This window comes from Leucobacter sp. GX24907 (genome assembly GCF_053567335.1).
Genome location: NZ_JBSGPD010000002.1, coordinates 141,350 through 160,604 on the forward strand (window position 1 = coordinate 141,350; position 19,255 = coordinate 160,604).

The window sequence follows — 19,255 nt, forward strand, 5'->3', positions numbered from 1 at the left end:
CCGTCACGTGAGTATCTCCATTCGACGAGGCCAGTCCGAGGACTGCCAAGATCTGTTTGATCTCGCTCGGCAGTACCAGACCGGCCGCGAGCCTATCGGCGCGGATGAGTTCAACGTGGCCCTGGACAATGTGCTGCGGCACCGCGACCAGGAGACCAACGTGCTCTTCGTCGCCGAGCAGGACGGAACGGTCGTCGGCTATTCGCTGATGACCGTTTCCCGCCTACTGCATGCACCAGGCCTGACGGCGCACCTGCAGGAGATCGTCGTCGACGAATCCGCCCGCGGCACCGGAGTGGGAGACCGGCTCATGCAGGCCAACGAGCACTACTGCATGGGGCGAGGCGTGCGCCAGCTGTCGGCATCGACCTCTCGAATCGGTTCTTTCTACAACCATCGCGGCTTCGAGCCGATGGGGGAGCACTACCGCAAGATTCTCGAGCTGGGCTGACGCCCGTGACCGTACGCAGACCTCGGCGCCGCCCCGGCGAGAACCGACTGCGCTTGTTAGAGGCCGGACTCATCGAGTTCGGCCTCTTCGGCTATCACGGCGCATCGACGACGTCCATCGCGCATCGCGCCGAAGTTCCGCAGCCGCATGTCTACACGAACTTCGGGTCGAAGCAGGAGCTCTTCCTGGCCTGCTGGGAGTTCGTGCACGATTCCGTGCAGCAGAACCTCGGCTTGGTCGGTGCCAGCGAGGCAGCGTTCTTCTATCAGACCGTCGCATCCGTCCGTGATCGAGACCTGGTCGAGAAGGTCCGCGGGGATCTGCGAGAACTGCGCACGGTGCTGAGCGAAGATCGCTTCAGCGTGCTTCTCGCGTCCGGCGCATCGCAGCTCCTGGCGGAGGACGAGTAGTCTCGCTGGAAACTTGGCGGTGCCTCAGTGCTGCCCACGTGGTTCGCCATGAACGGGAAGGTAGAATTTCAACACGAATCAGGCGTCCATGCAGGACGACGCCAGCTAGGAGCGCGGGATGACGGATGAGAAGCAACGGCCGGTCCGACAGGGCGCTGCTCTCTCGCTCATGAACGGTATGCGGGTGCTCGAGGCCTTCTCGGTGGAGCAGCCCGTTCTCGGTGTCACGGAGGTCGCCCAGATCACGGGGCTGCACAAGAGCACGGTATCGCGCGTGCTCAACGGATTCGCCGAGGAAGGCTATGTCGAGAAGAATCCTCTGACGGGGCGTTTCAGCCTCGGGCTGGGCCTCATCAAGCTCGCTTCGCCGCTCTTGACAGATCTCGGCCTGCGAAGGGTCTCGTATCCGTTCATGCAGGAACTGATGCAGGTCACCGGAGAGAGTGTCTCCGTGCTGGTCTGGAATCGGAACGAGTCTGTCGTTGTCGAACAGGTCTCGAGCCCGAAGATGGTGAAGCATACGTCGGCGATCGGTGCCTCGTTCCAGTACATCGAAAGCGCTACGGTCCGAGCATTCCTGGCCGAGTTCACGAACGAGGAGATCGATGCCCGATTCGAATCCGGGGTCATCCGCTCGAAGCACGGGGAGATCCGCCTCGACGAGATCATTGCCCTGCTTGAGCCAGTTCGCCGCGACGGAATCTCAGTCAACGACGGCGATACGTTCGAGGACGACTACAGCGTGGCGTCGGTGATCCGGGACTACCGCGGAGACGTTGTGGGATGTCTCTGCTGTGCCGCTCCGCGCTCACGCGTCAATCGGCTCGAGTCCGAGTCCCAGATGCAGGCGCTGGTCAAGAGTACGGCTCTCAATATCTCCCAGCGGCTCGGCGGAAGGTGACGGCGGAGAAGGTGCGGAGGGCCGTATCCTTGCGGGTCTGACCCTCCGCCGTCACCGAAACGGCCTCAGCCGCCCCACACCTCCTCGAAGAGCCGGAGGAAGTTGCCGCCCATGACCTTCGCGATGTCTGCATGCGTATACCCGCGGTTTCCGAGGCTTTCGGCCATGTCGAACATGTTCGACGGCCCCACTGGATCGAAGATGGGCGGCGCCGGATAGTCCTCGGGGTTCCAGATCCCCGCGGCGATGTTCTCGTAGTAGCCCTTGGTGTAATCGTAGGCGTCGGTCGAGAACCCGATGTGGTCGATTCCGACCAACTGCACGAAGTAGTCGAGATGATCCACGATGTCCTCCACACTCGGTCGCTCGATGGGCTTGAGGAACACGCACGAGCTGCACACACCGATGACGCCGTTCTTCTCCGCGACCCGCTTTATTTGTTCATCGGTGAGGTTGCGAGGATGATCGAAGACGCCCTTTGCGTTGGCGTGTGTGAAGGCATCGGGGCGTTCCGAAGTCTCCAAAGCGTCGAGCGTGGTGCGCTCTCCGGTGTGCGAGAGGTCGACCAGCACGCGATTGTCGTTCAGCGCCTTCACGACGTTCTTGCCGAACTCAGACAGGCCGGCATTCTCCGGCTCGAGGCAGCCGTCGCCCACGGCATTGCGATAGTTGTAGGTGAGCTGGTTCACGCGCAGGCCGAGCTGCGCATAGGCGCCGATGAGATTCACGTTTCGATCGACGGGTGTGTTCTGAAACTGCAGCACCAGAGCCAGCTTGCCCTCTGCTTTCGCGCGTCGGATGTCCTCGACTGAACGCGCGATCAAGAGGAAGTCCTTCTGCTTCTCAACAAAAGCGGTCCAATCTGCGAGCCGCTCGAAGGTGTCCGCCGATCTTGCATCGAGCGTGACCGTCGTGAGTACCGCATCGACTCCGCCGTCAGCGTACCGTTTCCACTCATCCGGGTGCTGCATGAGTAGTGGCGAGGTTCCGTCGATGATGACGCTGCTTTCGTAGAGCTGTTGGAGCGTGTCGTTCATGGGTGTCATCCTTTCTCAGAGGGATCGGCTGTGCGATAGGGGCGACGAAAGCTCCGGAGGCGTGTCCGGCGCGGCATGGTCGTCGAGGTCGAAGTCTCGGATGCTGACGTACCGCTTCATGCCGAAGAGGCAGAGTGCCGAGAGGAGGGCGACGATGCCCATCCCGAGAGCAAGCGGCCAGAACGTCTGTCCGAAAACACCGACGAGCGTCGCAGCGCCCACCGGGAAGACCGCTCCGCCGATGGCGGCGCCGAACTGGTAACCGATGGAGAAACCGCTGTAACGGTACTCGGTGGGGAAACTCTCGAATGCGACCGCGGCGATGGGCCCCAGGACGACCCCGAGAATGATGCCGACGACGATGAAGGCGAGGAACACGAGTGCCGTGCTCCCACTGGAGAGCAGCAGGAAAAAGGGATAGGCCCAGAGCAGCGCAAGGATGTATCCGGTGGCGGACACCTTCCAAGGCCGAATGCGGTCGGCGATCGCTCCGGCGATGACGGAGAAGATGGTCTGGAAGATGTTGTTGACCATGACCGCGAGAATCGCGATCCTCGAATCGATGTCAAGAGTCTGCCCCATGTATCCGGGTGACCATGAGACGAGCACGTAGAAGATCGCGATCTGGCCGATGTTCACTCCGGCGAACAGGAGGATGTTCTTCCAGTCGCGTTTGAGTGCGGAGAACAGCGGAGCGCGGTGGAGTTTCTCGTTGAGCTTCGAAGCCTCGAAATCAGGGCTCTCCTCGAGCTGCAGACGCATGTAGATCCCGACCAGGACGATCACAGCGCTCGCGAGAAACGGAATGCGCCAACCCCACGCCATGAAGTTCTCATCGTTCATCGAAATGAGTACGCCGTAGAACACGAGAGGTCCGAGCACACCTCCGGCAGGTGCGCCCGCCATGCCCACGCCTCCGTAGAGGCCCCGTTTGCCTTTCGGTCCGTGCTCGACCGCCGTGAGGAGTGCGCCTCCGGTCTCGCCACCCTGGGCGATGCCTTGAGTGATGCGAAGCAGGAGCAGGAGCACCGGGGCGATCAAACCGACACTGTTGTACGTCGGCAGCAGCCCCATGGCGATAGTGGCGGTGCCCATGACGATGAGCGTGATCTGGAGCATGCGCTTCCTGCCGACGCGGTCGCCGAAGTGGCTGAAGATCAGGCCTCCGAGCGGTCGCGCGATGAAGCCGACGCCGAAGGAGCCGAGCGCGAGGATCGTGGCGACTTGAGCGTCGTCCGAGGGAAAGAAGAGCTGGTTGAATACCAGCCCCGCCGCAAGCCCGTACAGCGTGATGTCGTACAGCTCGAGCGCTGCGCCGGCGGTGCAGCCGATCGCGATTCTGCGGAGCGGCGTATGGGGCCGCTCCGCAGGGGTATTGCTCGTCATTGAGTTCTCCTTCAGTGTCTTATGGTGCGGGAAGACCATGAACGGTTCCGTCTGCGGTTGGCGCATCAGACCGATTGTCGAGCCTCTTCACTCGGCGCTTGGTGACCCCTGCTGTATACAGCGTTGCTACAGTAGCATCCGTGTTGCAACAATAACAACCAGCTCGGCCACTGGACCGAACAGAGGAGCGCTCTGCTGGACGAGGGATCGGTCCAACACGCGGCACTGGGGGATGGGTGCCTCGGAGCCATCCCGCTGCAGACATTTCGGGTGGCTACTTGAGGCTCGCGGACCTGGACCGCTTCTTCTGGGAATGCATTCTCACGGTCATATGCGGAGCAGCACCTCACGGAGCAGCGAATAGCTATGGGATCAGCACGTAGATATGTCGATCTCAGCCCGTTTGGCATATCTATGAGCTGATCCCATAGCTACGTGCTGATGAGGAAGCGCTTCGCGTAGGGAGCTCGGGCCGTCGAAATGATTGCGCGGGGAAGTCTGGCCGAGTCGGCGACTCAGGCTAAGGCTAGGTCTGAGGCTGTTGCGGAAGCTGCTGTGGAGGGGGGTGAGGCTCAGGATGCTGCAGGGGCAAGGTAGGGGCAGAGGAAGGGGCGGGGCTTCGCTGTGTACTGGATCTCAAACCGCCGGCAGAAAGGCGCGTTCGCCGTCAGAGGTACGTGGGGAGCGAGCAGACCACCGGTCAAGCAGACTTCTGCCGTCGTGTTCGTCAGGCTGCTGACACGAAAACGACGGTGGCCCCGCGAGATTGAATCTCGCGGGGCCACCGAACGGGGGAGAGGATCCTAGTGACCCTCGTGTTTCTCCTGCTCGAGTTCACCCTGAGTCGGGGGAACAATGCGATCCTCGAAGAACCAGCGGCTGAAGCCGGCGCGGAGTCGCTTCGAGAAAGAGATACGACCATTGTCGTCAGGGCGCAGCATCAGCGGGGCGTAGTCGTGGTAGCTCACCAGTTCCCAGCGCTCGTAATCGCTGACGGGCTTGTGCACCTCGATGTACTCGCCGCCGGGGAGGCGGACGATGCGACCCGACTCGTAGCCGTGCAGCGCGATGGCACGATCCTTCTTCTGCAGGCCCAAGCAGATCCGCTTCGCGAGGATGTACGCGAAGATCGGCCCGAAGATGAGCAAGAACTGCAGCGCGTGGATCACACCCTCCATGGACAGCTGGAAGTGCGTCGCCATGAGGTCGGAGCTTGCACCTGCCCACATCACCGCGTAGAACGTGACGCCGGCGGCGCCAATCGCAGTACGGGTCGGAGCGTTGCGGGGACGGTCCAGGATGTGGTGCTCACGCTTGTCGCCAGTCACCCAGGCCTCAATGAATGGGTAGAGGGCGACCAACACCAGGAAGACTCCGATGAGGATCAACGGAATCAGCATGTTCCAAGACCAGGTGAAGCCGAACCATTCGGTCTCGAGCCCCGGCGGAACCAGGCGCAACATACCGTCTGCGAAGCCGATGTACCAGTCAGGCTGGGTACCAGCGGAGACGGGGGACGGGTCGTAGGGACCGTAGTTCCAGATCGGGTTGATGCCGACGAACGATGCGATGAGCATGATGACGCCGAACACGATGAAGAAGAAGCCGCCGGCCTTCGCCGCGTAGACGGGAAGTACGGGGAAGCCGACCACGTTCTGCTGGGTCTTCCCGGGCCCGGGGTACTGCGTGTGCTTGTGGATGACCACGAAAGCGAGGTGCAGGGCCACGAACAGGATCACCAGCGCGGGGAGCACCATGATGTGCAGCATGTAGAGGCGTCCCACGATATCGACGCCAGGGAACTCGCCGCCGAAGAAGAGGAACGACAGCCAGGTACCGATGACGGGGATCGCCTTGATGATGCCGTCGATAATGCGGAGGCCGTTGCCCGAGAGCACATCATCGGGGAGGGAATACCCTGTGAAGCCCTCGGCCATCGCCAGCACGAACAGCACGAAGCCGATCACCCAGTTGAGCTCTCGCGGCTTGCGGAACGCACCCGTGAAGAAAATGCGCAGCATGTGCAGGCCGATCGAGGCGACGAAGAGCAGGGCCGCCCAGTGGTGGACGTGACGCATGAGCAGGCCGCCGCGTACTGAGAAGGAGATATCGAGCGTCGAAGCCATGGCTCCCGACATCTCAACACCCTTCATGGGTGCGTAGGGGCCGTTGTACACGGTCTCGATCATCGTCGCCTGGAAGAACAGCGTCAGGAAGGTGCCCGAGAGCAGGATGACGACGAAGCTGTACAGGGCGACCTCGCCGAGCAGGAACGACCAGTGGTCGGGGAAGACCTTGCGGCCGAACTCCTTGACAGCGACACCGATCTTCGTGCGCTCGTCGATGTAGTTCGCGGCTGCGGCGGTGAAGCGAGTCGAGCCGCTCTGCTGCTGCGTGGTAGAGGTGACGGTGCTGCTCACTTGAGACGCTCCCAGTAGCTCGGGCCGACAGGTTCATGGAAGTCGCTCTGCGCGACGAGGTAGCCTTCGTCATCGACCGTGATCGGCAGCTGCGGCAGGGGGCGCTTCGCAGGGCCGAAGATGACTTTCGCGTGCTCCGAGACGTCGAACTGCGACTGGTGGCAGGGGCAGAGCAAGTGGTGGGTGTGCTGCTCGTAGAGTGCCACGGGGCAGCCCACGTGCGTGCAGACCTTCGAGTAGGCGACGATGCCGTTGTATGACCAGTCCTTGCGGTCCTCTTCTTCCTTCAGATCCTGTGGATCGAGGCGCATGAGGAGGACGATGGCCTTGGCCTTCTCGTCGAGGACGTGCTCGGCCTCAGCGAGGTTCTCGGGTACGACGTGGAACGCGGACCCGATGGTGACTTCGGAGGCCTTGATCGCGCCTCCGACACCGTGACCACCGGTATCCCGAGCGAGGCGAACACCCTTGTCCCACATGGTGTGGCGGAGCAGCTCCACTGGATCCTTGTCCAGCGGCGCAAGGCTGCGGAGCAGGGTGATGCCGGGGATCGGGAAGGCGATGAGCGCACCGAGGAGGCTGTTGCGCACCAGAGCGCGACGGGAGAAGCCCGACTCCTCGTTGGCGAGTGTGAAGACCTCGGCGGCCTTCTCACGGGTCGGCTCGTCGCTGGCGACCGGGTGGCGCTCATCAATCGACTCGTGGTCGGCCATGAGCGCCTTGCCCCAGTGGACCGCTCCGATGCCGAGGGCGAGGAGTGCGAGCGTCATGCCCAGGCCCACGAACATCGTGTGCAATCGGACGGCGAGCAGCTCGCCCGTCTCGATCGGGAAGAACATGTACGCGAGCACAGCGCCGAGGCTGCCTACGATCGAAAGGTAGAAGAGGGTGTAGACAGTGCGCTCGGCACGCTTCTCCCGCTTCGGATCGGTGTCGGTGACACGCTGACGGTGCGGGGGAAGGCCCGGGTTCTGAACCGCGTCGGAGGGAACCACCGCGGTTCCCGCGGAAGCCTGGCTCACTCCGTGGCTCTGGGCGGCGACGACGGCGCCGTCGCGACCGTCGGTCTTCGCTTCCTCTGCCATGTTGCTCCTAATTCCTGAACTGATGAATGCTCTGCGCTTGGTCGACTAGTTCGACTTCGCGGTGACCCATACGGTGAGGCCGATGATCGCGCCCAGACCGATGATCCAGATGAAGAGACCCTCGGCGACCGGACCGATCGAGCCCAGGGTAAGACCGCCAACCGCAGGCTCCTCGTCGATGTACTTGAGGTACGAGATGATGTCGGCCTTGTCCTGCGGCTCCAGGTTGGCGTCGTTGAAGACAGGCATGTTCTGCGGACCGGTCACCATGGCGTTGTACACGTGGATTGCGGGGACGCCGGTGAGCTTCGGGGCGAACTTGCCCTCGGTCAGCGCGCCACCGGCAGCGGCGACGTTGTGGCACATGGCGCAGTTGATGCGGAAGAGCGTCGCGCCGTTCGCGACATCGCCGTCACCCGCGAGGTACTTCTCGTCAGGCAGACCGGGCCCGGGGGCGAGCGACGCCACGTAGGCGGCCAGCTGCTGAGTCTGAACCTCATCGAACTGCTTCGGCTTCACCATGCCCTGCGGGCCCTGGAAGGCGAGGGGCATGCGGCCGGTGCCGACCTGGAAGTGGACGGAAGCGGCGCCTGCGCCGATCAGGGACGGACCCTCATCGGTGCCTTCAGCCTCCATACCGTGGCAGGTGGCGCAGTTCGCTCCGAAGAGCTTCTGGCCCTCGGAGATGGTCTGCGGGGAGGACAGATCTACGTTGTCCTCGGCCGTGGCGGACTGAGTGAAACCCGTGTACGCGGCACCGGTGACCAGCAGTCCGACGGCCACGAGTGCGACGGTAGCGAGCGGGTGTCGGCGCCCCGACTTGCGAAGGTGCTTCTTGGCGCGAGCCATGGTGACGATATCTCCTGACGCTACTTGATGACGTAGATGACGATGAAGAGGATGATCCAGACGATGTCGACGAAGTGCCAGTAGTAGGACACGACGACCGCGGAGGTCTCTTCCTTGTGCGTGAAGTTCTTGACGGCGTAAATACGGCCGATGATGAGAAGGAAGGCGATGAGGCCGAGAGCCACGTGGATGCCGTGGAAGCCGGTCGTCATGTAGAACGCAGAACCGTAGGGATCCGAGGGAAGGGTGACGCCCTCGGAGATGAAGGTCGCGTACTCCCAGACCTGGCCTGCGACGAACGTCGCTCCCATGAAGAAGGTCAGGTAGAACCACTCCACGGCGCCCCACTTCGCGGGGCTCGCTCCAGTGGCGCGGGGCTGCATGCGCTCAGCGGCGAAGACGCCTGCCTGGCACGTGATCGACGATGCCACCAGAATGAGCGTGTTCACCAGGGCGAAGGGGAAGTTGTGAAGTTCGGTCTTCTCTGCCCAAAGCTCCGGGTTCATCGCCCGAAGGGTGAAGTAGATCGCGAACAGGCCTGCGAAGAACATGACCTCGCTGCCGAGCCACACGATCGTACCGACGGCGACCGTATTGGGTCGCTTCACCGAGGGCACGGCTGACTTGGTATTCATAGTGGTCGTAGTCACCCCTCCATTATGGCTGAAAGTTTGGTGTGTGTTTTCACGCGCACGCGGCGTGCCGAACTTTCTGCGACGTACCAGGACACTCTATCGGTTGGAAGCCTCTCGTTTCGCCATTCGGGGTGATTCGAATGGATCGCTAGAATTGCCCGTATGTCTGATGAATTGACCTGGCCCACCGTGCTCTCCGCGCTGCTCGAGCGCGACGATCTCAGCGTCTCCCAGGCGGAGTGGGCTATGTCGGAGTTCATGACCGGCGCTGCCTCCGGTGCGCAGATGGGCGGCTTCCTCGTCGGACTGCAGTCGAAGGGCGTCACGGTCGACGAGATCGTCGGGTTCCGTGACGCGATTCTTGCGGAAGCAACCCCGATTGCCCTGCCTGCTGAGTCACTGGACATTGTGGGCACCGGTGGCGATCGCTATGGGACAGTCAATGTCTCGACTACGGCCTCGATCGTTGCGGCGGCGGCCGGGGCGCCGGTCGTGAAGCACGGCAATCGCGCCGCAAGCAGCAAGTCGGGATCTTCCGATGTGCTGACGGCGCTGGGGGTCAGTCTGTCGCTGAACTCCGAACAGTTGCGGAGATCCTTCTCCGATACCGGAATCGCATTTGTGCATGCGGCACGGTTCCTCCCGGGCTTCCGGCACGTCGCACCGGCGCGCGCCGATCTCGGCATCCCCACGGTCTTCAATTTCCTCGGCCCGCTGTGCAACCCGGTGAGGCCTGAGGCTTCGGCGGTCGGCGTCGCCGATGCCGACCGTGCGCCGCTGATCGCAGGTGTGTTTCGGATTCGTGGTGCTTCCGCTCTCGTGTTCCGTGGTGACGACGGCCTCGATGAGTTGACGACGACCGGACACTCCCGAATCTGGGAGGTGAGTCGTGGGGGGATGACTGAGCATGATCTGGATCCCCGCGACCTGGGTATTCCTCGCGCCTCGATCGAGGATCTTCTCGGTGGCACGCCGGAGGAGAATGCGGAAACCGTGCATCGAGTGCTGTCTGGGGAGAGCGGACCCGTGCGCGACATCGTGCTGCTCAACGCAGCGGCAGGCCTCGCCGCGTTTGATCTGGTCCGTACACCGGAGTCAGCCGAGCGCCCACTGCTCGAGCGGTTGCGGGAGCAGTACGAAGTTGCGGCAGAGGCGATCGACTCGGGTCGTGCGACTGAGAAGCTGGCAAGTTGGGCTGCCTCGACGACCGCAATCGCGGATCCTGCCTGACGGGAACGCGTGTCGTCAGGCGTTTCGGGCCGCTGCGATGAACCGGCCGATGAGTTCCTGACTTTTGACGCCCGGCGCGCTCTCGACTCCGCTCGAGACGTCGACGCCCCACGGGCGGGCCTCGGCGATTGCTGCGCTGACATTATCGGGTGCGAGCCCGCCTGCGAGAATCCACCGTTCGCCGATGCGAGCGGTATCGATGCGGTTGAGGTCCCAACGCTCACCAGCGCCACCGGTCGTGCCGTCGAGCAGAAGCAGTTCCTCTCCGTACTCTCCGGCTCGGATGTCCGGCGTGCGCTCGAGCGAGGCCGCGCGCCAGACTCGGGGAAGTGCTTCGGTCGCGAATGCGAAGTCGTCAGCGATGTAGTCGCCGTGCAATTGCAGCACATCGATGCCGAGATGCTGCACACGCTCGACGGCTTCTGCGACTGGGGTTCGACTCACCACGAGCACGGTATCGGCGCGCCCCGCAACCATCTCCACGACGTCGGCTGCCGCGTGCTCATCGGCGTTCCGGGGGCTGCCAGCGCTCATGACAATGCCGATTGCGTCGGCACCGGACCGTACCGCGAAGTCGGCGTCGTCGACGTCGCGAAGTCCGCAGATTTTGATGTACACGCCTGCAGCTTACCTGTGAGAGAGCGCCTCTCGTCGGGCGACGTAGGCCTCGGCACGTTCGAAATAGCGGAGGTTCTGACGCAAACAGGCTACGGCGCTGATTTCGTCGCCGCGTTCGATGTGGTCGACGATATCGAGGAGATCTTGGCCGCTCAGGATGTTCGAGATCTCGGAGTCCTCGAGAATTCCGCTGAGCCGGGATTGGTCGCGTAAGCGCAGGCTGACGTCGGCGGCGCGAGCGCCGAGACCGTAGCGCAGGAGCGAGCGATGGAACTCGCGATCGATGCGATGGAACTCCGCCTCGTCACCGGAACGGGCCGCAACGAGGGCGTCGGTTCCGAGCTCACGGAGGCGCTCGAGCACGGGGGGGATGGTCGGATCCTCGGAACGCGATCGGGCGCAAAGCGCAGCGGCGGCCGGTTCGGAGAGCAGCAGGCGAATACTGATGATCTCTTCGAGGTCTTCGGGGGAGATGGGAACGAGGCGGAACCCGCGATTCGGGATCGCTTCAACCGTTCCCTCGGTGACGAGCGACATCATGGCTTCGCGCACGGGGCTGAGCGACATGCCGAGCTGTTTCGCGAGACCGGCGGCGGAGTAGATACGATCTTCGCCCAGTTCTCCTGTTGCGATCGCGAGGCGGATCACCTCGAGCGCCTGCTCCCGCAGAGACTGTGTCTGGGGTCGCTCCTGAGGTCCGTTCATAGGGTGGCTCCTGAAGATGTAGGCTGCATTTTGACAATGTCGTGCGCAGGGTTCTATAAAGATCATAGCCAGAGGTAACCGATTACCGACTACACTGGTCGGAGTCGCTCACAGTTGAGCGGCTCCACAGGTCCCGAAGAACCTCGTCCCACGACGACCTACCCCCTCAAGAAAGCGTGGAGCAACGTGACCAATGACGCTCTTTTTCAGCCCTTTCAGCTCGGCAGCCTGACTCTCCGTAACCGCATCGTCTCGACATCGCACGAGCCGGCGTACACGGACGACGCCATGCCGAAGGACCGCTACCGCCTCTATCACGTCGAGAAGGCGCGGGGTGGCATCGGTATGACGATGATCGGCGGCTCCGCGGTGGTGTCGAAGGACTCCTCTGGAGTCTTCGGCAACATCGACCTCACCACCGACGAAGTCGTCCCGTGGATCAAGAAGCTCACCGACGACGTGCACGCCGAGGGCGCTGCAGTCATGATCCAGCTGACGCACCTCGGATGGCGCTCGACGAACTACCAGGCCGACTGGCTGCCGATCCTCGCGCCGAGCCGGACGCGTGAGACGGCTCACCGCTCCTTCACCAAGGCGATGGAGGACTGGGACATCGACCGAGTCGTGTCCGATTTCGCGGAGGCGGCTCGCCGTTGCGCCGAAGGCGGGCTCGACGGGCTCGAGCTCATGCACTCGGGGCACCTGGTCGACATGTTCCTCGCGCCTCGCCACAACCACCGTGATGATGAGTACGCGGGCAGCCTCGAGAACGAGCTGAAGTTCTCGCTGCGCATCATCGATGCGATCAAGGCCGCGGTGCCGGAGGACTTCGTGGTCGGCATCAAGATGACGGTCAACGAATGGAAGCCCGACGGAATCGATGAGGATCGCGCGGTCGAACTCATCAACATCTACACCGAGCACGGCATCCAGTTCCTCAATCTGGTCACGGGTACCACCGAGAGCGAAGCGAAGCTGGCAAAGCAGATCCCGGGCATGGGCACGCCATCAGCGCCGTTCCTCGAGATCTCGCGCCGTATCCGCGAGCGCATTTCCATCCCGGTCATGCACGCCAGCCGCATCGCCGATGTGACGACGGCGCGTTATGCGATCGAGGAGGGCTGCGTCGACATGATCGGCATGGTGCGCGCCCAGATCGCCGACCCCTATCTGCCGCTCAAGACCCAGGAGGGTCGCGAGGACGACATCCGCCCCTGCGTCGGCGCGAACGCGTGCCTCGACGGCATCTACTCGTCGGGTGCAGCGGTCTGCATTCACAACCCCTCGACGGGGCGCGAGGGGCAGCTGCCCCAGGTGATTGAGCCGGCGTCGGTCTCGGGCAAGAAGAAGGTCGTCATCGTGGGTGCGGGCCCCGGCGGTCTTGAGGCCGCACGCGTATGTGCAGTCCGTGGTCACGAAGTCGTGGTGCTGGAAGCCGATACGACCTACGGCGGCCAGGTGCAGATCGCGGCACGCTCGGAGCGGCGCCGGGATCTCGTCGGCATTGTGGATTGGCGATACCAGCAATGCAAGAAGCGCAACGTCGACTTCCGCTTCGGTGTGTACGCTGAGGCTGACGAGGTGCTTGCAGAGAATCCGGACATTGTGATCGTCGCGACCGGCGGCGTCCCGGATACCGAGCTCGAAGAGGGCGCCCGCGTGCAGGTCAACGATGTGTGGGACGTGATGCAGGATCAGCTGAAGAATAAGCAGCGCGTCGTGGTGTTCGACGACAGCGGAGCCTACCCCGCCGTCGACGCCGTCGAGCGTCTCGCCCGCAACGGCCAGCAGGTGACCTACGTCACGCGTGACCGTGCTGTCGCGGCAGAGGTCGGCGAGATGAACGGTCCCGCATATATGGAGGTCTTCTCGAAGTTCGGGGTGCAGACGATTCTCGGAGAGAATCTCGTCTCCGCAGCCAGGGGCGAGGGCGGCGGCGCACTTGTGACACTGCGCAACGAGTATTCCGATGAGGAGACGCAGCTCACCTTCGATGCGGTCGTCGTCGAGCGCGGGGTGATCCCGAATGAAGATCTGTACTTCGAACTCAAGGAACGCTCGAAGAACCGCGGTGAGGTCGACTACGATGCGTTTGTGAACGGCGCGTCGCAGGACGGGCCGGCGAGCAACAACCCGGCGGGGGAGTTCCAGCTCTTCCGTATCGGCGATGCCGTGACGTCCCGCAACATCCACGCTTCGATCCTTGACGCTCTGCGTCTGGGTCTGGGCGTTTAATCCACTACAGAGGCAGTGTTACTGATGAAGATTCTTGTTCTGGTGAAGGAAGTTCCCGACACGTATGGGGAGCGCAAGCTTGATCTCTCGACCGGTCTGGTTGATCGTGCCGGGGGTGAGGCGGTGCTCGACGAGGTCAGCGAGCGTGCGCTCGAGCTGGCGTTGAGTTACACGGATGCCGGTGGTGATGCGGAGATCGTGACGGTGTCGGTCGCGCCGGAGAGTGCGATCACGTCGGTGCGGAAGGGGCTCGCTATGGGGGCGTCTCGTGCGATCCATGTCGTGGATGACCAGTTGGCGGGTGCGGATGCTGCGTTCACCGCTGAGGTGTTGGCGGCTGCGATCAAGCGGGAGGGCTTTGATCTCGTGATCGCGGGGAACTCGTCGACCGATGGCGGGTCGAGTGTTGTGCCGACCGCGATCGCGGAGCACCTGGGTACGGCGGTGCTGACCTGGTTGAGTTCGGTCGAGATCACTGAGGGGCAGGTGTCGGGGACGCGTGCACTGGATATCGGGACGCAGCAGGTCGTGGCCGAGCTGCCGGCCGTGATCTCGGTGACCGAGGCGCTGCCGGAGGCCCGGTTCCCGAATTTCAAGGGCATCATGGCGGCGAAGAAGAAGCCGGTGGACACGTTGTCGCTTGCTGATCTCGGGGTGAGTGATGACTATGCGGGCACTGCGCGCGCGATCGTGCTGCAGGTCTCGGAGAAACCGCCGCGTGATGCGGGCATCAAGATCGAAGACGATGGCAGTGCAGCGGAGAAGCTTGCCGACTACCTCGTGGAAAACCAGCTGGTCTAGGACCGGTCGAGACTGAAAGAGAAGAGTTGGATATGACCGAGTTCCCGAATGATGCAGTCCTCGTCGTCTTAGAAGCCTTGGAGTCCCACGCGGACGGCAAGCTTGAGGGTGCTGCGGCCGAGTTGATCGGTGCGGCTTCCCAGATCGGCACCCCGGTGGCGTTGATCCTCACCACGAATGCGGCAACCGCTGACCAGGCTGCGACTGAAGCGGCCGGGTATGGTGTGGGCCGGGTGGTCCTCGCGGAGATCCCCGAGTCCGGTCTCGGTACGGATTCCGTGGATGCGCTGGCTGCGACGGCCGCGATTGTGGAGCCCGATGCGGTACTCATTTCGCACTCGCCGATCGGCTGCGATCTCGCGGGCAGGTATGTTGCCAGGACCCGGTCCGCGGCGCTGACCGATGCCGTCGGTCTCTCCCGTGATGACCAGGGCATCGTGACGGAGCACTCCGCGTTCGGTGGCAACTTCCTCGTCACCGCTGCGGCGACGTTCGGTGCTCCGGTGATCACGCTGCGGCAGGGGACTGTCGAGACACGCGTCGAGGCGTGCCCGGTGGTGACGCAGCGTCTGAGCTACGTGCCGACGGGTGGGCCTGCGGGGCGGATCGAGTCGATGGAGGCGAAGGTCGAGACCTCGTCGCGTCCGGACCTGCGGGGTGCGAAGAGCGTCGTGTCGGGTGGTCGTGGTCTCGGGTCGCAGGAGCAGTTCGTGCTCGTTGAGCAGCTCGCCGACGCGATCGGTGGTGCAGTCGGTGCGTCGCGTGCGGCAGTCGATGCGGGGTATGTGCCGCAGACGTTCCAGGTGGGGCAGACGGGTGTGTCGGTGTCGCCGGACCTGTATATCGCGCTCGGCATCTCGGGGGCGATTCAGCACAAGGCGGGCATGCAGACCTCGAAGACGATTGTCGCGATCAACAAGGATGGGGATTCGCCGATCTTCGAGATCGCTGATTTCGGTGTTGTGGGTGATCTCCACACAGTGGTGCCGCAGCTGATCGAGGCCATTGAGACTCGAAAGGGTCGGGCATGACAGTCCAGGGGACGGTTCGGCGTGGTCTGCCGCGTGTGGGCGGGGGTGAGTCCTGGCCGCCCGAGACCGAGTACGCGTTCGATGCGCTTGAGACCGGTGCGACGCTGAGCGATCCTCTGCAGTTGCAGCCGAAGAGTGCTGCTGGTGCCTCTGCTCCGGCCCCGGCCGCTGCTGATACTGCGGCGACCGAATCGGGTGAGAGCGTAGCCGCGACACCAGCAGAAGCACCGGCAGCCGAGTCTGCGGCCACTTCCCCCGGGGATCCCGTCCTCACCCCCGTGCCCGGTGTTCCGGTTCCGGAGTCGGTCACGTCGCCGCTGCGCGCTTTGGGTGAGCCCGTCGTGACTGAGTACGAGGCGCCGCTCAGGCAGGGCCTGCCCCGCACCACCGGGGGAGAGGCCTGGCCTCCCGCCGGCACCGGTACGATGCAGGTCGTGCTGCCCGCGGGCACCGCGCTCGACGTGGCGCTCGACCATGGCGGCGCCGAGACAACCACTGCCGCGCCCGCTGCTGCAGCTTCCGGAGCCTCTGCACCTGCTACTACTGGTACGCAGGCGGAGGTGTCGGGTGAGGATCGCGTTGCGGAGTCCGAAGTGGCGCTGCGGCGTGGTCTGCCCCGCGACGCTGGTGGCGATCCCTGGCCTCCGGCCGGCACCGGCACGCTGCGTACCGTGGTGCCGGTGGGCAGCGGACTCGCGGAGTTTGGGGCTGCAGGGAGCGCCGAGGAGTCTGTCGCCGAGCCTGTCGCTCAGGAGGGCGCCGCTGTGGCGGCTCCGGCTGAGCAGCCCACGGCTCCGGCCCAGGCGGAGGACACTGTTCCGGTGGAGCAGTCCGCTCCTGCGGGACAGCCGGCTCCGGCGGCGCCCTCCGTTCCGGCGGCAGGAGCCGGACAGCCTGCCGGGGCGCTAGCCCAGGAAGCCACCGCTGCGGCTCAGCAGGCGGCGATCGCGGCTCAGGAAGCCGCTCGAGCTGCTCAGCAGGCGGCATCCGCTGCAGCCGAGGTCGCCGTCGCCGCGCGACAGTTGGCCGCAGCCGCAGAGCAGACCGCCGCTGCGGCTGCGCAGCAGCCTTCCGGGTGGAGGAGATGGTCGAAGCGAGGCAGGAAATCGGAGGGGTCCAAGCCCGACTCGGGTTCGGACTCTGAACAACGCCCGCTCTGGGTGAAGATCGCTGTCGCGGCCGTCGCCGTCGCGGTTCTCGGTGTCGCGGCCGTGTTGATCGTGCGAGCGGTGCTGGCGACGGGGCCGTTGCAGGAGTTCCTCACCCGGTACCCGGGCGAGTACCACCTGCCCGAGACCGCGGAGCCCGGTTTCCCGGCATGGGCGAAGTGGACCCACTTCCTGAACTTCTTCTTCATGGTGCAGATCGTGCGCTCCGGGCTGCAGGTCCGTACCCAGAAGAAGCCTGCTGCGTACTGGACTCCGAAACGGTCGAAGAACGGTGAGGGCAAGATCAGCCTCGCGCTGTGGTTCCACCAATCGCTCGACATTCTGTGGCTCGTGAACGGTGCCATCTTCGTGGTGCTGCTGTTCGTGTCGGGGCACTGGATGCGTATCGTGCCGACGAGTTGGGAAGTGTTCCCGAACGCGCTCTCGGCGATGCTGCAGTACATTTCCTTGGACTGGCCGACTGAGGACGGGTGGGTGAACTACAACAGCTTGCAGCAGCTCATGTACTTCATCATCGTGTTCATCGCGGCTCCGCTGGCTGCGGTGTCCGGGTTCCGGATGAGCGGGATGTGGTCGAAGAGCTGGAAGCGGCTCTCATCGATCTACCCGGTCGAGGTGGCGCGGGCGATCCATTTCCCGACGATGTTGTTCTTCGTGTTCTTCGTGATCGTGCACGTGGTGCTCGTGTTCACGACGGGTGCGTTGAAGAACCTGAACCACATGTACGGGGAGGGTCCGGTCGTGAGTTGGGTCGGGCTGGGGTTCTTCGCTCTGGGTCTGGCCGTAGTGGCAGGGGTGTGGGTCGCGGCGCGCCCGTTGATCCTCGCACCGATCGCGAGCCTCTTCGGCAGGGTCAGCAACCGCTAACCCGCGTTGTACCGCGTACGAGGAGTGCCGGGGCTCGTTTACGGGCCCCGGCACTCCTCGCTACTGTTGGGGTATGAACGGGAGCGCGGGAGAGTCGGCTGGCGGCACGACGGGGCGGCAGGGAATTGGGGGAGCGGTGCGTCGGATCATCGCTTTCGCCCTGAGGTTGCGCGTGGTGCGTGCGTACCTGCTGTATAGCGAGCACCGTGGGTCGATGCTGGCTGACAGCATCACCTACCGCGCGCTCTTCAGCGTCTTTGCCGGGGTGCTGCTCGGGTTCTCAATCGCCGCGCTCTGGTTGGGGGGTAACCCGGATGCAATGCGTGCCTTGGCCGAGTCGTTGGACACCGTTCTCCCCGGCCTGAGCGACATTGTCGATGTCAGCGCGATTGACGGCCTCAGCGCCGGTTTCACGGTTGCAGGTATAGCGTCGATCGCAGGTCTCGTCGGCGCAGCGATCGGAGCGATCGGTAGCCTGCGTGCGGCCCTGCTCACCCTCGACGATCGTGCTGTCGATCAGACCAGCGGAATACTCGTGGTCCTCCGAAAGCTCTTCGTCGCGATCTGCTTCGGTGGCCTGCTCGTGCTCGCGGCTGCGGCCTCCTTCCTGGGGAGCCTCGGGCTGGGCTTCGTGGCCGATGTACTCGGCTTCTCAGAAGAGAGCACGCTCGGACAGACGCTCGCGCGCATCGTCGGAATCGTCATCGTGTTCGGGATCGACACCGTCGCGGTGGCTCTCGTGTTCCGCTTGCTGTCGGATGTACGCGCACCGCGTCGAGACTTCTGGGCCGGTGCCATGCTCGGCGGCGCTGGCCTCGTCGTCTTGCAAGAGCTCTCAGGTCTCTTCGTCCGGGGAGCCGGATCGAATCCACTGCTCGGCGCGTTTGCAGCGCTCATCGCACTCCTGCTCTGGTTCAACCTGTCGGCCCAGGTCCTCCTCATCGCGAGTAGTTACATCATTTGTGCGGCGCATGAAGCGCACGATCGTGTTCGTGTTCAGCATGGAGCCTCGACGCTCGTTCAGTTGAATCGCCAGCGAGCGGAGGATCGACTGCGTGCGGCGACCGAGGAGCTACGAGTAGCGCAAGAGGCCGAGCGGACCGAGCACGAGAAGCTTGCGGAGGCAGATTCCGGCGCCACTGCGTGACGAGCAGGTGAACGACCGGGTTCGACGAGCACCTGCCGGTCATCTAAACTGGGTCAGTCGCCAATTTTTCATGCACGTGTGCAATTTCGATGCTAAATTGTTACAAAACATTCGATGTGTCCGGAGAGTAATGCAGTCTGAGTCGAGTTCGCGTCCACGCGATGCATCGACGACTTCTCGGCGCGGAGGGGCAGAGGCGCTGACGCCCATCCTGGAGTATCGTCCGGCCGGTGTCACGGAGCTCACCCCGGTACTCACGCCGCTCGCATCCGATGAGG

At 63.7% G+C, this 19,255-nt stretch carries 17 protein-coding genes; 9 read left to right on the top strand and 8 right to left on the bottom strand.

The window, feature by feature from the left end; genetic code table 11:
• Positions 1-7 precede the first annotated feature (7 nt).
• From ACUYV6_RS03540 to ACUYV6_RS03550, 3 genes are all read left to right on the top strand, one after another.
• Entirely contained in the window at positions 8-451 is a 444-nt protein-coding gene (locus tag ACUYV6_RS03540; protein ID WP_449277273.1) for an N-acetyltransferase family protein, read from the top strand.
• A 5-nt stretch (positions 452-456) separates the two neighbouring features.
• The gene (locus tag ACUYV6_RS03545) at positions 457-861 is read left to right on the top strand and encodes a TetR/AcrR family transcriptional regulator (RefSeq protein WP_449277274.1); all 405 of its coding nucleotides are present in this window, start codon (positions 457-459) and stop codon (positions 859-861) included.
• 118 nt (positions 862-979) lie between these two features.
• Positions 980-1,762 carry an IclR family transcriptional regulator gene (locus ACUYV6_RS03550; protein WP_449277275.1) on the top strand — a complete coding sequence of 261 codons (783 nt, stop codon included), beginning with the start codon at positions 980-982 and terminating at the stop codon, positions 1,760-1,762.
• Between the two features lie 65 nt (positions 1,763-1,827).
• On the opposite strand, the gene ACUYV6_RS03555 is transcribed toward ACUYV6_RS03550, so the two are convergent.
• The 6 genes from ACUYV6_RS03555 to ctaE all read right to left on the bottom strand — a co-directional run bounded on the left by ACUYV6_RS03555 (position 1,828) and on the right by ctaE (position 9,174).
• A complete protein-coding gene (locus ACUYV6_RS03555; protein ID WP_449277276.1) occupies positions 1,828-2,799 on the bottom strand; it encodes a dipeptidase in 972 nt (323 codons plus the stop codon).
• Positions 2,800-2,814: 15 nt separating this feature from the next.
• Positions 2,815-4,185 carry an MFS transporter gene (locus ACUYV6_RS03560; protein ID WP_449277277.1) on the bottom strand — a complete coding sequence of 457 codons (1,371 nt, stop codon included), beginning with the start codon at positions 4,183-4,185 and terminating at the stop codon, positions 2,815-2,817.
• A gap of 803 nt (positions 4,186-4,988) precedes the next feature.
• Positions 4,989-6,605 carry a cytochrome bc1 complex cytochrome b subunit gene (gene qcrB / locus ACUYV6_RS03565; protein ID WP_449277278.1) on the bottom strand — a complete coding sequence of 539 codons (1,617 nt, stop codon included), beginning with the start codon at positions 6,603-6,605 and terminating at the stop codon, positions 4,989-4,991.
• Complete coding sequence (gene qcrA, locus ACUYV6_RS03570; RefSeq protein WP_449277279.1) at positions 6,602-7,690, bottom strand: cytochrome bc1 complex Rieske iron-sulfur subunit; 1,089 nt, start codon at positions 7,688-7,690, stop codon at positions 6,602-6,604. Before qcrA ends, qcrB begins: the two co-directional genes overlap by 4 nt.
• A gap of 45 nt (positions 7,691-7,735) precedes the next feature.
• A complete protein-coding gene (gene qcrC, locus ACUYV6_RS03575) occupies positions 7,736-8,539 on the bottom strand; it encodes a cytochrome bc1 complex diheme cytochrome c subunit (protein WP_449277280.1) in 804 nt (267 codons plus the stop codon).
• A gap of 20 nt (positions 8,540-8,559) precedes the next feature.
• Entirely contained in the window at positions 8,560-9,174 is a 615-nt protein-coding gene (gene ctaE, locus ACUYV6_RS03580) for an aa3-type cytochrome oxidase subunit III (RefSeq protein WP_449277551.1), read from the bottom strand.
• A 162-nt stretch (positions 9,175-9,336) separates the two neighbouring features.
• Here ctaE and trpD point away from each other — a divergent pair, with 162 nt between their 5' ends.
• Entirely contained in the window at positions 9,337-10,404 is a 1,068-nt protein-coding gene (trpD, locus tag ACUYV6_RS03585; protein WP_449277281.1) for an anthranilate phosphoribosyltransferase, read from the top strand.
• A 15-nt stretch (positions 10,405-10,419) separates the two neighbouring features.
• Here the strand turns inward: trpD and ACUYV6_RS03590 are convergent, their stop codons facing one another.
• Together ACUYV6_RS03590 and ACUYV6_RS03595 are read right to left on the bottom strand one after the other, a co-directional pair.
• Positions 10,420-11,022 carry a phosphoribosylanthranilate isomerase gene (locus ACUYV6_RS03590; RefSeq protein ID WP_449277282.1) on the bottom strand — a complete coding sequence of 201 codons (603 nt, stop codon included), beginning with the start codon at positions 11,020-11,022 and terminating at the stop codon, positions 10,420-10,422.
• 9 nt (positions 11,023-11,031) lie between these two features.
• Positions 11,032-11,727, bottom strand: coding sequence for a GntR family transcriptional regulator (locus tag ACUYV6_RS03595; protein ID WP_449277283.1), 696 nt, complete (start codon positions 11,725-11,727; stop codon positions 11,032-11,034).
• A 186-nt stretch (positions 11,728-11,913) separates the two neighbouring features.
• Between ACUYV6_RS03595 and ACUYV6_RS03600 the strand changes: the two genes are divergently transcribed.
• The 5 genes from ACUYV6_RS03600 (at position 11,914) to ACUYV6_RS03620 (ending at position 18,977) form a co-directional block, all read left to right on the top strand.
• Positions 11,914-13,962 carry an oxidoreductase gene (locus tag ACUYV6_RS03600; protein WP_449277284.1) on the top strand — a complete coding sequence of 683 codons (2,049 nt, stop codon included), beginning with the start codon at positions 11,914-11,916 and terminating at the stop codon, positions 13,960-13,962.
• A gap of 24 nt (positions 13,963-13,986) precedes the next feature.
• Positions 13,987-14,763 carry an electron transfer flavoprotein subunit beta/FixA family protein gene (locus tag ACUYV6_RS03605; RefSeq protein ID WP_449277285.1) on the top strand — a complete coding sequence of 259 codons (777 nt, stop codon included), beginning with the start codon at positions 13,987-13,989 and terminating at the stop codon, positions 14,761-14,763.
• A 32-nt stretch (positions 14,764-14,795) separates the two neighbouring features.
• Positions 14,796-15,794 carry an electron transfer flavoprotein subunit alpha/FixB family protein gene (locus tag ACUYV6_RS03610; RefSeq protein ID WP_449277286.1) on the top strand — a complete coding sequence of 333 codons (999 nt, stop codon included), beginning with the start codon at positions 14,796-14,798 and terminating at the stop codon, positions 15,792-15,794.
• Entirely contained in the window at positions 15,791-17,830 is a 2,040-nt protein-coding gene (locus tag ACUYV6_RS03615) for a cytochrome b/b6 domain-containing protein (protein WP_449277287.1), read from the top strand. The genes ACUYV6_RS03610 and ACUYV6_RS03615 overlap by 4 nt, the downstream gene beginning before the upstream one ends.
• A gap of 73 nt (positions 17,831-17,903) precedes the next feature.
• The gene (locus tag ACUYV6_RS03620; protein WP_449277288.1) at positions 17,904-18,977 is read left to right on the top strand and encodes a YihY/virulence factor BrkB family protein; all 1,074 of its coding nucleotides are present in this window, start codon (positions 17,904-17,906) and stop codon (positions 18,975-18,977) included.
• Positions 18,978-19,255 lie beyond the last annotated feature (278 nt).

Bases quoted from the DNA above. Each gene is read 5' to 3' on its own strand.
- ACUYV6_RS03550 (WP_449277275.1), top strand. From the start codon at position 980: ATGACGGATGAGAAGCAACGGCCGGTCCGACAGGGCGCTGCTCTCTCG.
- ACUYV6_RS03555 (WP_449277276.1), bottom strand. From the start codon at position 2,799: ATGAACGACACGCTCCAACAGCTCTACGAAAGCAGCGTCATCATCGAC.
- ACUYV6_RS03560 (WP_449277277.1), bottom strand. From the start codon at position 4,185: ATGACGAGCAATACCCCTGCGGAGCGGCCCCATACGCCGCTCCGCAGA.
- qcrA (WP_449277279.1), bottom strand. From the start codon at position 7,690: ATGGCAGAGGAAGCGAAGACCGACGGTCGCGACGGCGCCGTCGTCGCC.
- qcrC (WP_449277280.1), bottom strand. From the start codon at position 8,539: ATGGCTCGCGCCAAGAAGCACCTTCGCAAGTCGGGGCGCCGACACCCG.
- ctaE (WP_449277551.1), bottom strand. From the start codon at position 9,174: ATGAATACCAAGTCAGCCGTGCCCTCGGTGAAGCGACCCAATACGGTC.
- trpD (WP_449277281.1), top strand. From the start codon at position 9,337: ATGTCTGATGAATTGACCTGGCCCACCGTGCTCTCCGCGCTGCTCGAG.
- ACUYV6_RS03595 (WP_449277283.1), bottom strand. From the start codon at position 11,727: ATGAACGGACCTCAGGAGCGACCCCAGACACAGTCTCTGCGGGAGCAG.
- ACUYV6_RS03605 (WP_449277285.1), top strand. From the start codon at position 13,987: ATGAAGATTCTTGTTCTGGTGAAGGAAGTTCCCGACACGTATGGGGAG.
- ACUYV6_RS03610 (WP_449277286.1), top strand. From the start codon at position 14,796: ATGACCGAGTTCCCGAATGATGCAGTCCTCGTCGTCTTAGAAGCCTTG.
- ACUYV6_RS03615 (WP_449277287.1), top strand. From the start codon at position 15,791: ATGACAGTCCAGGGGACGGTTCGGCGTGGTCTGCCGCGTGTGGGCGGG.
- ACUYV6_RS03620 (WP_449277288.1), top strand. From the start codon at position 17,904: ATGAACGGGAGCGCGGGAGAGTCGGCTGGCGGCACGACGGGGCGGCAG.